Raw genomic sequence first — 13,730 nt, forward strand, 5'->3', positions numbered from 1 at the left:
CTCAAGGAGGCCGCAAGCTTTCAAGGCTGAAGGCACGACGCCGGGCTGGCGCCAGGTCTGCGCCGGCCCACCTCAAGCCCCGCGCCGGGGCGTCGCAGCCGTTTCCACCCGTCATACAGGCATCTCACTGCGAACCTTATGGGAAACGTCAGTTAAGATTTGGGCATGAACCCTTCATCACGTGTACGCAAAGCCGTCATCCCTGCAGCAGGTCTCGGGACGCGATTCCTTCCCGCCACCAAGGCAATGCCCAAGGAAATGCTGCCGGTGGTGGACAAGCCCGCCATCCAGTACGTGGTTCAGGAAGCCGTCAGCGCCGGTCTCATCGATGTCTTGATGATTACCGGACGTAACAAGCGTGCCTTGGAGGATCACTTTGACCGTGTTCCCGTAATCGAGCAGCTGCTCGAGGCCAAGGGTGATACTGAGCGCCTCGCCGCAGTGCAGCACGCCACCGATCTGGGCGAAATTCACTATGTCCGCCAGGGCGATCCCAAGGGCCTGGGCCACGCAGTGTTGCGTGCCAAGACCCACGTGGGCGATGAGCCCTTTGCCGTGCTCCTTGGTGATGACCTGATCGACGAGCGCGATGAGCTGCTGACCACCATGATCGAGGTGCAGCAGCGCACCGGCGGGTCCGTGGTGGCCTTGATCGAGGTTCCGCAAGAGAAGATCTCCTCCTACGGTTGCGCCGACATGACCGTCATTGACGGTGAGGACTACGTCCGCGTCAATCACCTCGTGGAGAAGCCCTCCATTGAAGAGGCTCCGTCCAATCTCGCCGTGATTGGCCGCTACGTGCTGCACCCGGCCGTGTTTGAGGTTCTTGAAAACACCCCTCCGGGACGTGGCAACGAGATCCAGCTGACCGATGCCCTGCAGACCCTGGCCACCATGGAAGGCGAAGGCGGCGGCGTGTACGGTGTCGTGTTCCATGGCCGCCGCTACGACACCGGTGACAAGCTCAGCTACCTCAAGGCAGTCGTCACCCTCGCCTGCGAAAACGAAGAACTCGGCGAAGACCTGCGCGAATGGCTGGGAGAATTCACAGCCGATCTAAAGGTCGATTCCACAAGCATGGCCGCAAGCCGCTAGACTTCTTATCAGGTGCGCCGGGAAGTCTGGTCGGCAATAATATTGTCGAACCCAATTGTTCCCAGGAGCAATGCTCACAGTTAGCAGGCACCGATCCATGCCACTCCCCTCACCCCGCCGAATCTTTAGCCGCGGCAGCTACGGCGAATCACAGCGCATCAGCCAGATTCTGCGCTCCGAAACCGTCGGCGGCGCCCTCCTTCTGGTGGCAACAGTTGTGGCCTTGGTCTGGGCCAACTCCCCCTTGGCCGATGGTTACTTCGCCTTGCGAGATTTCCGGATTGGTCCGGAAGCCTGGCATCTGAACCTCAGCCTGGGCGGCTGGGCCTCGGACGGGCTGCTGGCCATCTTCTTCTTTGTCGCGGGACTGGAACTCAAACGTGAGTTCGTCGCTGGCGATCTGCGCAATCCTGCACGCGCTGTGGTTCCCGTCGCCGCAGCCGTGGGCGGGGTGATTGTCCCGGCAGCGTTCTTTGCCCTCATTAACTTCTCGGCGGGCCCGGAGGTCTTGCGCGGCTGGGCCATCCCCACGGCCACGGACATTGCGTTTGCCTTGGCCGTACTCGCCGTCATCAGCACCCACCTGCCCAGTGCTCTGCGGACATTCCTGCTGACTCTGGCCGTGGTGGATGACTTGATTGCGATCGCCATCATTGCCGTCTTCTATCCGGGAGACCTTCATCTCGGGTTCCTCGCCTTCGCCGCCTTGCCGCTCCTGGCATTCACCTGGTTGGTGCAGAAGCGAATTAAGTCCTGGTACCTGCTGCTTCCGCTGGCTTTTGCAACGTGGGCCATGGTGCACGCATCAGGCATTCACGCCACCGTGGCTGGCGTCTTGCTGGGCTTCGCCGTACCTGTGCTCCGCTCGGCCAAACGCGGCGGGCCGGACGCCGGTCCGGGCTTGGCCGAACACCTGGAACACGTAGTCCGGCCAATCTCTGCCGGTGTGGCCGTACCCTTGTTCGCATTCTTCTCCGCCGGTGTGGCCTTGGGTGGCGTGGCTGGTCTGAAGTCGGCGTTCGCGGACTCCGTTGCCATAGGCATAGTTGTTGCACTGGTGGCCGGCAAGTTCATAGGTGTCTTTGGCGCCACCTGGCTGGTCACGAAAACCACCAAAGCAAAGCTCGACGACGGCCTGGCCTGGATCGATGTGGTGGGCCTTGCGCTGTTGGCCGGCGTGGGCTTCACCGTTTCCCTGCTGATCAGCGAGTTGAGCTTCGGCGATGACAGCCCGCACTACAGTCACGCCAAGGTGGCCATCTTGACGGGCTCCGTCATTGCAGCCCTTTTGGCCGCGGTTGTGTTGCGCGCAAGAAACCGCCATTACCGCACCATCGCCGAGCTGGAAGCCCGCGATGACGACGGCGATGGCATCCCGGACGTGTATCAGCGCTAGTGCGCGCGAAACACTGATCCGGAAATTCCCGCCAATGTGGCATTATCAATACCGATGGGGAGCCGCTACGGGTCGCTGCACCCTTGCCTAGCTGGCCACTTGAAGGATGGAACCTATCATGACGCACACCGAAGTCACGAAGCCGTCCGGCCGTCACTTTTTCAGGCTGCAGGGCGAGCGGAAACGGGTTTTCCTAACGCAGCTTCCGCTGTCTCTGATCATGGTGGTTGCAGTCCTGATTGCGGTCGCCATCTACCCCCAGTCCTTTAAGCAACCACTGTTTCTGGCCGCCTTGGTTATGCATGTTTTGTTGCTCGCCGCCTCTCTTGCCATTCCGTGGGAAAGGTTCTCACCTAGTGCGGTCCTCATCATCCCGTACTTGGACTTCGTGGCGATTGGTCTGTTCCGCGGAGGAAACCAACAGTTCCTGACAGCCGTGGGACTACTGATCTTCTTCCCCGTTTTTTGGCTTGCCTCGTCTGGCCTGGCCAAGCGAACAGCCGTTACGGTCAGTGTGGTGGCGGCCTTGCTCATCGTGTGGCTTCCTGTCATGACCGCCCCGGATGGTTTCACGCTGGAAGAATTGGCCAGACCGCTGCTCTTTCCCATAGTTGTCTTGGCGTACGCGACCACGGTGGTTGCAGTTACCAACACCATGAATGTTCAACGCAAGGCTCTTGAAGCCAAGGACGTTCAACTGCGGGCAGCTCTGGAGGCAAGCCAACAGCGCGAGAGGCTCTTGGAGACGGTAGTGGATACCGTTGCAGTGGGCCTGGTGGTGGTAGACGGAGGCGGCAATGACATGCTGATGAACGCTACGCAAAGGAAACTGCACGCCTACGCCCTCCCTGAAAACATTGACCATCCTAAGGAAAAGGATCTTCTGGTTTTTGCCACGGATGCGATCACGCCGGTGCCGGCTGATGAACGTCCGGTTCTTCGCGCCATTCGAGGCGAGGAATTCACCAATTACCAAGTGTGGCTCGGATCAGGTGAGAAGGCCCGGGCAGTGTCCACGGCAGCCCGGCCCATGCTGGATGAGCAGGGAACGTTCCATGGAGCGGTCATTGCTTTCCACGATGTCACTGACATGATGGCTGCGCTGGCTGCCAAGAATGACTTTGTCGCCAACGTTTCCCATGAATTCCGAACCCCGCTGACATCCATCCAGGGCTATCTGGAGATGGCTCTGGAGGATTCCGACGAGCTGCCCCCGGATGTCCTGACTTACCTCACCATCGCCTCCCGCAACGTGGATAGGTTGAGCTCGCTCGTTTCAGATTTGCTGACCACCGATTCCATGTCACTTGAATTGACCCGGACAAACGTTGCCCGGCTGGTCGCCGAAAGCTTGGCCTCTGCGGCCCCTTCGGCGGAACACAACAAAGTCACGCTGAACTCTCAAGTTCAAGAACCGCTCGAGGCCCTCATCGATACGCGACGGATTGGGCAGGTGCTGGACAACCTCATCTCCAATGCCGTCAAGTACTCCCCCGACGGCGGTACCGTGACGGTGCGTACCTGGGCTGAAGGCGCCGATCTGTGGTGCGAAGTCCAGGACACGGGAATCGGCATGAACAGCAGCGAGCAGGCCCAGGCCTTCACGAAATTCTTCCGGGCAAGAACTGCCGTCCAGAGGTCCATCCCAGGAATCGGGTTGGGCCTGATGATCACCAAAACCATTATTGCCAAGCACGGCGGCACCATCAGCCTGGAAAGTGAACGGAACGTTGGCACCACCATCCGTTTCGTCCTGCCTGGGTGCCTGGGCACTGGTGGCCGGACCGTCGGGCTTGGTCGTATCAGCCAACCCGAACTCGAAGACGCACCATAACAAGACACTCCATCGGGACTTTCAATCCTCAAGATAGGCTCAAGTTCTTACTCCAAAACACCCTTCGACTGTCCGAAAGGTTAGGGGCAAAAGGCCCCTAACCGGCCGGTTACTTAATCTTCGCGCAAGTTGCTCCCTGATGGTCCAAAAACTCGCCAAATCACGCCCTCGTGGCGATACTCTTGAACTCTTAGCAGGGCTTAGTGAGGCAAGGACTCACAGACAGGAGGCGCAGGAAGACCATGAGTGTTACCAAACTGCCCCTCGTGTGCACGGCAACATTGCATTCCCTTGAAGAGTCTCTCGACGGAGAACGGACCTTGTGCCGGAACTTTGTGTGCCGCTTTATCGAGATGTGGCCCGGGCGGTTTGAACGCATCCAAGAAGCCGTAACCGCCGGCCACGATGAGGACGCCATGGACTCCGCCCTGAGCCTGCGTAGTTCCAGCCTGATGGTCGGGGCAGCCCGGCTGGGACAAATCACCTCAGAGCTCATCCGCCTCTTGGAATGCGGATCTCACGCTGCCGCAGAAAAGAAACTCCTAGCCTTGCAAACATGCGGCAACCAGACGGCTGGGCACCTGACTACCACCTACGTCAACGCAGCCTAACCTTTCACTGGTCGAGCCCGTCGAGAACCGAATCCTCCAAACTCTCTCTCGCACCCAGAACTCCGTCCAAGTAGGACACCGTCACGAACCGAGTGCTGCAAAGTAAAAGACCAGTGGCGCCCACCCTAGTTACACCATCCGATTCAACTTAGTGTCGCAAGTAGGGACCGCAGGCAGCATGCGCGGGCCAACACTAGAGAGAAGGTTTTCAGATGAGTGGCAGGCACAAGAATCTCCCAGTTCCTGTCCATCCCGGGTATCGGAAATACCTGATGCTTGGTGTGGTGGCTGTCGTGGCAATAGTTTGGACACTTGTCGCAGTCCTTACCTGAGGCGCAACAAGGACCACCCTCGCAGTGCATTACAGCAGCATCCGGCACTACCGTAAACTGAGAGAGCAGCAGGCCCGTGATCACGATGGGGTCAGCGTCCCGAATGTTTACCAATCAGACTGAGCCGGATGAACAAGACCCACCACCGAATAGCCTTGGCGGCTGCCGTCGTGTACCTCGCGGGCGTGATGCTGATCGTGTTCTGGCCGGCGCCCGTAGATCGACCCGCGAGTGGGCAGCTCCACATGGTTCTGACTTGGCTGCATAACCACGGAATGCCTAGATTCATAGGCTACGGCCAAGTGGAATTCACGGCCAACGTAGGCATATTCATTCCAATGGGCTACATTGCCTCCGCATGGTTTCGGAAGTTCTGGCCAGGTATCTTCATTGGCTTCTTGGCGTCCTGCGTGATCGAACTTGGCCAGGCGATATTTCTGCCGGATCGATTCGCGACTGGGATGGATGTCTTGGCAAATACCATTGGTGCTGGCATCGGCGCGGCGCTTTATTACGGTGACCACCGTTCGAGAACTAATTCCGCAACGTCACGAATGTCGAACGAACCGAGCCAGCTGCAAGCCAATTTCGAGAAATCTGCCGAATGAACTGTAGCGTGATCTCATGAGCGCCACTCCTCCCTTCAGAATCCTAACTGTCTGCACCGGTAACATTTGCCGCTCCCCTATGGTCGAGCGACTCCTCCAGCAAGGCCTCGACCTGCTAACACCGGGCGCCTACCAAGTCGAAAGTGCAGGCACCGGCGCCTTGGTCGGTTCACCTATGGAACCGCATATCGCGGGATTTGTGCGTGTACTTGGGGGCACTGCAGATGGCTTTGCTGCCCGCCAGCTAACTTCTGAAATATTGAATGAGCAGGACCTGGTCCTAGCCCTAACAAAGTCCCACAGAAGCCGCATAGTTGAGCTTCGTCCTTCCCTGCTGCGGAAGACCTTTACCCTCCGCGAACTGGCCAGAATCCTGCCGGATGTGCAGACTCCACGAGGTGCAGATGTAGCGGAACGTTGGGCCGGCGTAATCCCCCTTGCACTCCGAGCACGCAGCAAGCGCGGTCACGATCCCAAAGACGACGACGTTGTGGACCCCTATCGCCGCTCTGATGACGTCTATGAACAAATGCGCCGTGAAATCACACCAGCCATCCAAGTCCTCATCGAGTGGGAACGAAAGCATACTCAGGGGCTTCGCCCCAGACAACACTAGGTTGGCGGTGTGGCCGCCAGTACTTTCTCCCCAAGTACTCGCAAGCGCAGCCCGGACCCCCACTGTGAAAGTGTTCGGCCAGATTTCGCGTTCTCGACCTTATTTCTTTTGCCAGCTATTCCTTGAATCTGGGTTCCCTTCGACCGCCTTCCGCCTTCCGCCTTCCGCCTTCCGCCCCAGTTGACACCAATTGATCCAAATCACTTCATTTGGTGTCGTCTGATCGCTACCACGTCGTATCGTGCCGCAATGTTACTGACTGGTATTCGCCAAAAAGGCAGCGTCTAGAAATCAGCAGTTATTCTTACAAGGGTTTATTTGTTTCAGTGCATTGCCGTGCCCGCATAAATGCAAAGCAAGGAGGTAAGCGTGAACACTCAAATTTTCGGCGGAACAGCTGTGCCCAGATTGGATCCTTTGAATAGGTTTTATGCTGTGATCCCGGCTGGTGGGGTTGGTACTCGGTTGTGGCCGTTGTCTCGTGCTGCTGCTCCGAAGTTTCTCCATGACCTCACCGGGCGCGGTAGTACCTTGATCCGGGCTACCTATGACCGTTTGGAGCCCCTTAGTGGTGAGCGGGTTCTGTTGGTGACCGGGGATGCGCATCGTGAGGCTGTGTGCCGGCAGTTGCCGGAGATCGCTGATGCGAATCTGGTGTTGGAAACTGAGCCGAAGGATTCCGGTGCGGCTATTGGTTTGGCTGCGGCGATCTTGTTTGTTCGTGATCCTTCCGCGATCATGGGCTCTTTCGCGGCTGATCAGGTCATCAGTCCCGTGGAGAAGTTCCAGGATGCTGTGCGTGAGGCCATCTACACCGCGGCCACGGGCAAGATCGTCACGATCGGTATCAAGCCAACCCATGCCTCGACCGGGTTCGGGTATGTCCGCATCGGTGCACCGCTTTCGGTGGCGGGTGCGCCGCGGGCTCATGCTGTGGCGAAGTTCGTCGAGAAGCCCAGTCAGGAAATCGCCGAGGAGTACCTGGCCAGTGGTGAATACAGTTGGAATGCTGGAATGTTCGTGGCGCCGGTGGATTTGATGCTTCATCACCTCAAGGCCAACGAGCCTGCCCTGTATGAAGGGTTGATGGAAATCGCCTTGGCCTGGGACACCCCGGAGCGGGTTGAGGTGAAGAATCGTGTCTGGCCCACCCTGCCCAAGATCGCCATTGATTATGCGGTGGCCGAGCCGGCCGCGGATGCGGGGGACGTTGCCGTGATTCCTGCGGACTTTAGCTGGGATGATGTGGGAGATTTCGCGGCGATCGCCCGGCTCAGCAGTGCCAAGGAAAGTAAGAACGTGAAGGTCATAGGGGACGGTGCCCGTGTCTTCACCGAGGACAGCACCGGGATCGTGGTCTCGGACACCAAACGCGTGATCGCCCTAGTTGGGATCCAAGACGTGGTGGTGGTTGATACCCCCGACGCCCTTCTTATCACGACCCTCGCACATTCACAGCTGGTCAAGAAAGCCGTCGACGGACTCAAAGCCCAAGGCAACACCGACGTCCTCTAGGCGCCGAAATTGCAACCGCGTGAACCTTGCAGGGCCTTGTTGGTTCGATGATATGAATTCCGAAGTGACTTTCAGAGTGCCGACTGAACTGTGTTGTCAAGAAAACGTGCCATTTGTAGCCGGCGGTGTCAGAAGGTACTAGCAACATTGTCGTTGAGTAGCCAAGAGAATGACTAACTTGGATAGGAAGCCAAGAGCCGCTCGGTGCCGACCATTGAGGTCGACAGCAGTGGCAGGCGCGAATAGAGTCAGTGACTGGCCAGGTAGGTTCCCCGTCAAGGGGCCACACAACAAAGCTGGAAAATCATTCATCCCCGGGATGATAGGACTAACAAACCATTGAGCCGTCCCACCTATACACCGTCGGGCCTGCCTCATTTTGGAAGCCTCGAAGGTTAGGTCGCAGTGAGCGCGGTCTGATCGATTCATTCATATTCAATGGACGTGGGTTTCCCTAGGCGCCATACCTTCGCCGGGGGTGGTTCGTCTTTCGGATCCGGGTGATGGTGGCCAGCCGATCCTTCTGCCTGCTGCCTATGCCTGACGGTTCAGGACGTTGGCCTGCAAGAGCGAGAAGCCCGACTCCATCATCGCTGTCCGCGCATACTCCCACCTGCCCACCGAACCAGTCAGTCCGTAACGGCGGAGGGACCCTATGCAGCGACGTGACCGAATTTCAGGTCCGATTCGGAATGAACCAACGTCACCGTTTAACGGCGTGCGTGAACTGCGTTTTCCAATGCATTCACCGCCAACTCTGATTTCAAACGTGAGCCCATTGAATAAATTTACGATTCTTCCAGAGTGCGCACCCGAGACAGTTCAGAGGTACAGGCTGCCATTCTTGTATTACAGTCAAGTCATGTGACAACCACAACTGCCCGATGATGTAAAGTACGAACGGTTTCTGTCGGATGTGAGGAAGCCACGAACAATTTTTAGCGCAAATATATCGCTTTAATTATTTCACGAGAACCCGGAGTGACTGCGCCGATAGACGTAAATATACAAAAACTATTGATCTCAGTGCGCCCGCCACCAGTAGTCAAAGATCCGGCGCGCTTTTGTATCGGCAACAAGGGCGGAGAACCAGATAACCCTCACTCCGACAGGTCTAGGCATTTTCTACTCCTATCAATCAAGCGCACTACGCCGAGAACTTTGAATTCCCAATTCTGAAGAGGTCAGTCCTGGACCCTCTAATTCCAAAGATACGCTCGGATCTACATAAATCTGCGGCGGCAATAATTCATTTTTACTCTCGGAGTATTCACTCCCTTTATCTTTTAGCAATCCTCTCCCAACGTCGCGATTCCGGATGCCAGCCGTCAATAGAATAAAAAGATAAAGTAGAGAATTCCAAGTAAGAGCCTCGTAGGTTACAAATGTTATGCAAAAATAGACCATAAGGCTTCGCTCGAACAGCGAGCCGCGCTTTAATGCGTAGAAGATCACGCATATCAGTAAAGAAGTCCCAAATATACCACCAACAGTTAATGTTCTCAGGTATTGATTGTCCAAATTCTGAATTCCCGCCACTCCAGATACCAGCCCATCACGAAATGCTCGTAGTGGCGCTGAATCTCCACCACCGAAGAACACTTCCCAGAGCGATCGATTCAAGAGACCGGAAATTGACCTTAAGACGCCCAGTCGATGAAGGTACGAGTTTGATTCCGTAATTCCTTCATTGATTCCTAGCGATTCGAAGCTATCTTTTCCATAGATCACGAAGAGAAAAATCCCCGATAACAGGACCAGGGGTGCCAATACAAGTCTTTTCCACCCCCCCCAATGTCATTATCCAAATAAGCGACACGGCGAGAGTAGCTAGGATTGCCGTCCTCGAGCCAGCCATAACCATCACTCCTCCCCCGCTAGCCACCGCAATTAGAGTTAGGAAAGTTCTCCCTCTGGACCATAGGAATAATGACGAGACCACGCAGAATCCGGCAAGCACACCGAGAGTGATGGAATAGCCAGTCGTAGCCATAGCGCGAACTCTGATATTGTCTATAAAATAATTAATGGCCTCAAGTCGCGTTGTTTCGCCATTATTTCTAGGCCAGATTGCATCGGCGCCAAAAAACACTTCACGGGCTGATAGCACGACGAGGAATATTAGCAGCGTTGGGGCGATATATTTTCCCCACTTCAGAAGTAGTCCATCTGACGATGCGACGGCAATAGCGAATACAAGTTGGGCAATCAAGATCATAATGCGCCCAAACATTACATCAAACTCCTCCGAATTAAGAACATTCACCATTCCAACGAATAGAATAAATGCCAATACGAACCACGAAGGAGTTCTGATTCTTGATTGTCTGAAAATTGATATTATTAGAAACAGGGTAGTAAAGATTGAAGCTACCACAGATAACTTTTGATCATATCCAACGTAGACAACTATCCAAAACATGGTGGTTGTCAGTACTGTATTCGAAACCGCGTTCTGCCGCTTACTACAAACGGCTGCAATCACACAGGATAGCAATGCTGCAGACAAAATTAGCCATTGAGTTAAGGTGAATAACAAATACGTAGTCCTTGCGGCAGCGTGGGATTTTCCAAATATTTAAATTCGAATTTCATGAATATGACAGAGGTTTGACATTTACAAACATGCCCTAGAAATTTTATTTAGAAAATTAATAGGGTCGCATTATTCGTCAAGCCTATCTAAAACGTCATTTGGTCGCTTTTGATCGTCCGAGACCATCGTTTCAGTTGCGAGCACCGTCATTCATTCTAGCCCCGATTTTCATAGTTGGCATTTCGAGTCGAAGATTTAGCTTGCGAGGCAGCGACGAAGTCACTCTGCTGTAGCGGAATACTCGCTTTGGCTACGCTGCGGAGGCAGTCGTTGCTCACGGTGGCTGTACTGTCTGTCCACTATTGCCCCGCTTGTGAGCTCCAGACGCTACCGGCACCATTTCCGACGTAGCTGTAGATGTAGCTGTAGCCATGGTTCTCTGTCCTGAACGTAGCGATTTTTCTCTGTTGAGTTATTGCGAATTGGACGACAGCTCAAGGCCGCGACTTCGCATATCCATAGCTCAGTACGGCCAGGGAAGCCCTTCTAGAAAGTCGTGTCCACCCTTTGCGAGAGAAAATCATAGGCTTCGCTGGAATCAAAACGATGGCTTGGTGCGGCGCATTTCAATTGCTTCGTCAACAGCTGCATACAGCCGAAGCGTGACTTGCGATCCGATCAAAGCCGTGGTCCAGGCCGTCACATTTTCCTGTCGCCGGTAGGTGGAACGTCGAAGCGCCGAATATCAACTAGGTCACAGCCGGGAACTCCCAACCTTGGGTCTCCGCGAATCCGACTTACGCCCTACGACTAGTCTCGTGTGCGGGATGTACTCGTACATCGATGCGCAATGAGAACCATCTAGTGGATCGAGTCTCCCGAAGGACTCTGTCCTTCTCCGGCTGGTGCCGCTGCCAATGACATACTAGTACCAGAAACAGTGAGGGAGAATCCTGATGCCCCTCGCCCTCGACGACAACACGGCTGCCTCAGGACTCGGAAAACCCGACTGAAATAACTTCGCTGAACTACTTCGTGATTTACTAGTTGTCAGCTAGACGCGGCGGCTGCAACGCCCCCCGAGAATTCTAGAATTGCGCAGATGCATTCAAAATCACCTAGGGGACTCCTATGCCATCTGGCGTAACGATGCAAGCGGGCGCAAATTTTGCGTCAACGTCAAAGACGACGTTCCGTGCGGACATTCAAGGGCTACGTGCAATTGCTGTGCTTTTGGTCGTTGCCTATCATTCTGGGTTGAGTTGGCTTGGTGGTGGGTATGTCGGGGTTGACGTTTTCTTTGTTATCTCTGGATTCTTGATCACGGGTCATCTTGTTGGGGCACTAGAACGTGAAGGCTCGATACGCTTCGGGGCTTTCTACGCGAAGCGCGCCAGAAGAATCCTCCCAGCGGCACTATCAGTGGCCGTGCTCACGACACTTGCCTCTTGGTTCTGGATGCCGCCCCTCTTAATGAAGGAAGTTTGGCAAGGTGCAGTTGCGACCGCCTTATACGTGCCAAACATATTCTTTGCCATCCAAGGAACTAACTACCTGGGCGAAAGCACCCCGTCGGTATTTCAACACTATTGGTCACTTGGCGTTGAAGAACAGTTCTATGTATTCTGGCCATTAATTTTGGGTTTTGCTTTTTTGGTTCTCAAAGGCAATCGACGAGCTCTTTTCTGTCTCATCATCGCTCTGACACTCGTATCATTTGCATTGTGTCTTTTCGGCATGGAATTCTCTCAGTCATGGACTTTTTTCTCATTGCCAACACGAGCCTGGGAACTTGGGGTTGGCGGCCTAGCTGCATTCTTAGTCCGCTCGGATGCCTCTTGGCTAAAACGTCCCACGACCGGAGTACTCACCTGGCTAGGTCTCATTTCGCTCCTAATTATCTCGCTTACATTTGACTCGTCAACACCATTCCCCGGGCCGTATGCGATTTTCCCCGTCCTAGCCACCGGACTGCTGATCATTGGAGGAGGCGCCGCAAGTAAGTTCTCAAGCGACCGCTTACTCGCACTAAAGCCGTTTCAGTTCTTAGGCAAAATTTCCTATTCGCTGTACCTCGTGCACTGGCCCCTGCAGGTAATACCTCAGACGGTGACTGGAGGGAACGACCCTCTACCGCTTGAACTGCGACTCACGCTCGGACTCGTATCCATTCCCCTTGCATGGCTCCTGTATCGCTGGATAGAAATACCAGCCATGAAAATTGGCATCCTTTCAGATTGCCGGAATCGCCGAACATTATTTTGCTCAATATTGGCTTCGGTATTGGTTATTGCAATTGCCTATGGCGCAGTTTCTAATTCGAATCGACTTCAACTTTCAGTCGACCAATCGGCTATCGAAACTCAAGTTGGTGCATTTCCAAAAGGTACTCCTTTCGTGCCCTCGAATCTCGAGCCTTCCCTTCGATTCGCATCCGAAGATAATCCAGAAGTGTACGGCGATGGCTGCCACCGAGGATTTGACAGCACCGATGCATCTGGGTGCCAGATGGGGCCCAACAAGTCCGCACCTCTGGTGTTTCTATTCGGGGATTCTCATGCAGCCAGCTGGTACCCTGCTCTTGAGCGGCTGGCCGGCGAGGGTGTGATCCGTTTGGACAGCAATACGAAGAGTTCCTGCCCCTCGGTTGACATACCCATATTGCGAGACGGATCTATGTATCGGGAGTGCCAAGAGTGGCGCGATTCTGTAGTACAGCGGATTGTTTCTCAGCATCCAGACCTCGTCGTGCTCGCTAATTACGGGGCGGCCACGCTGGTGGGTGGGAACACTAATTTCGCTCAACGCTGGCAAGATGGATTGGAGTCAATAGTCGCAACAATGAGCGGTATCGACGTGGCAATCCTATCCGATGTACCCACTCAACCTGGTTCGCCGTCGATCTGCCTATCGGCTAATTTGAATTCCACAGAGTCGTGTGACGGCGAGCGTAGCGCGGTCGTATCTGAAAATATCATTTTCGCAGAGCAAGCCGCCGCGCAGTCAACTGGTGCCTACTATGCAAATTTGTTGCCGTACCTTTGCAACAAAAAAACATGTCCAGTGATTATTGGAAACAATCTTGTTTACCGCGACGCTCATCACCTGACAGCGTCGTTTAGTCGGAAATTGGCTCCGCAAATTTGGAAAGAGCTTGAGAAAGCTACTCGCTAGCATCCGGTGCCAA

The 13,730-nt window shown here is 54.9% G+C and carries 9 protein-coding genes and 1 pseudogene; 8 read left to right on the forward strand and 2 right to left on the reverse strand.

Going from position 1 to position 13,730, the window contains the following annotated elements:
- Positions 1–165: 165 nt before the first annotated feature.
- The 7 genes from galU to BLV41_RS09855 all read left to right on the forward strand — a co-directional run bounded on the left by galU (position 166) and on the right by BLV41_RS09855 (position 8,007).
- Positions 166–1,095: a UTP--glucose-1-phosphate uridylyltransferase GalU gene (galU, locus tag BLV41_RS09825; protein WP_074711515.1), complete on the forward strand. Its 930-nt coding sequence runs from the start codon at positions 166–168 to the stop codon at positions 1,093–1,095.
- 97 nt (positions 1,096–1,192) lie between these two features.
- Positions 1,193–2,491 (forward strand): Na+/H+ antiporter NhaA, encoded by a 1,299-nt coding sequence (gene nhaA, locus BLV41_RS09830; RefSeq protein WP_083360704.1) that lies wholly within the window; start codon positions 1,193–1,195, stop codon positions 2,489–2,491.
- 118 nt (positions 2,492–2,609) lie between these two features.
- Entirely contained in the window at positions 2,610–4,325 is a 1,716-nt protein-coding gene (locus tag BLV41_RS09835) for a sensor histidine kinase (protein WP_074711517.1), read from the forward strand.
- A gap of 242 nt (positions 4,326–4,567) precedes the next feature.
- Positions 4,568–4,936: an Hpt domain-containing protein gene (locus BLV41_RS09840; protein WP_074711518.1), complete on the forward strand. Its 369-nt coding sequence runs from the start codon at positions 4,568–4,570 to the stop codon at positions 4,934–4,936.
- A 460-nt stretch (positions 4,937–5,396) separates the two neighbouring features.
- Complete coding sequence (locus BLV41_RS09845; RefSeq protein WP_074711519.1) at positions 5,397–5,876, forward strand: VanZ family protein; 480 nt, start codon at positions 5,397–5,399, stop codon at positions 5,874–5,876.
- Positions 5,877–5,892: 16 nt separating this feature from the next.
- Entirely contained in the window at positions 5,893–6,492 is a 600-nt protein-coding gene (locus BLV41_RS09850; RefSeq protein ID WP_074711520.1) for an arsenate reductase/protein-tyrosine-phosphatase family protein, read from the forward strand.
- A gap of 369 nt (positions 6,493–6,861) precedes the next feature.
- A complete protein-coding gene (locus BLV41_RS09855) occupies positions 6,862–8,007 on the forward strand; it encodes a mannose-1-phosphate guanylyltransferase (protein WP_244516828.1) in 1,146 nt (381 codons plus the stop codon).
- A gap of 425 nt (positions 8,008–8,432) precedes the next feature.
- Here BLV41_RS09855 and BLV41_RS22490 read toward each other — a convergent pair.
- Both BLV41_RS22490 and BLV41_RS21655 read right to left on the reverse strand, forming a co-directional pair.
- Positions 8,433–8,826, reverse strand: a pseudogene (locus tag BLV41_RS22490) (IS3 family transposase); the annotation flags it as partial.
- Between the two features lie 315 nt (positions 8,827–9,141).
- Positions 9,142–9,777 (reverse strand): hypothetical protein, encoded by a 636-nt coding sequence (locus tag BLV41_RS21655; protein WP_170835449.1) that lies wholly within the window; start codon positions 9,775–9,777, stop codon positions 9,142–9,144.
- 1,897 nt (positions 9,778–11,674) lie between these two features.
- On the opposite strand from BLV41_RS21655, the gene BLV41_RS09865 reads away from it, so the two are divergent.
- A complete protein-coding gene (locus BLV41_RS09865; protein WP_244516830.1) occupies positions 11,675–13,717 on the forward strand; it encodes an acyltransferase family protein in 2,043 nt (680 codons plus the stop codon).
- The last annotated feature ends 13 nt before the right edge of the window (positions 13,718–13,730 follow it).

The sequence above is a fragment of the Arthrobacter alpinus genome, assembly GCF_900105965.1.
Classification (GTDB): Bacteria; Actinomycetota; Actinomycetes; order Actinomycetales; family Micrococcaceae; genus Specibacter; species Specibacter alpinus.